The sequence below is a fragment of the Salinimicrobium oceani genome, assembly GCF_012037645.1.
On sequence record NZ_JAAVJR010001290.1, the window covers coordinates 1 to 332 of the forward strand.

The 332-nt window shown below is 38.6% G+C and carries 1 protein-coding gene; it reads right to left on the reverse strand.

Annotation, left to right across the window (positions count from 1 at the left end):
• Nucleotides 1–178: 178 nt before the first annotated feature.
• Nucleotides 179–332 (reverse strand): fibronectin type III-like domain-contianing protein (locus HC175_RS21880; protein ID WP_168139985.1); only part of this gene is annotated, 154 nt, incomplete at its 5' end.

The window sequence follows — 332 nt, forward strand, 5'->3', positions numbered from 1 at the left end:
TAAAGAGACTGTCCTGCAACATTTGCAGAAAAAACCAGAATAACCAGAAAACTGAATGCGCTTTTCATAAGCTCCGGTTTGAAATTAGGTTAAAAAGATTTTTTTCGTGATTGTTATAGCATTCTTGTGCTCTGCACCGCTTCAGCAGCTATAGAATTTCTAATTCAATTCACTAACGTTATTCCTCTACCAGAGTAAAACTTCCCTGCATCTCACAGTCTGATGTACCTCCCACAAAGAATTCAAATTCTCCGGGTTCGGCGACATATTCTAACTGACTGTTATAAAACTTGAGGTCTTCTACAGTAACAGGAAATTCTACAGGCTTGGAC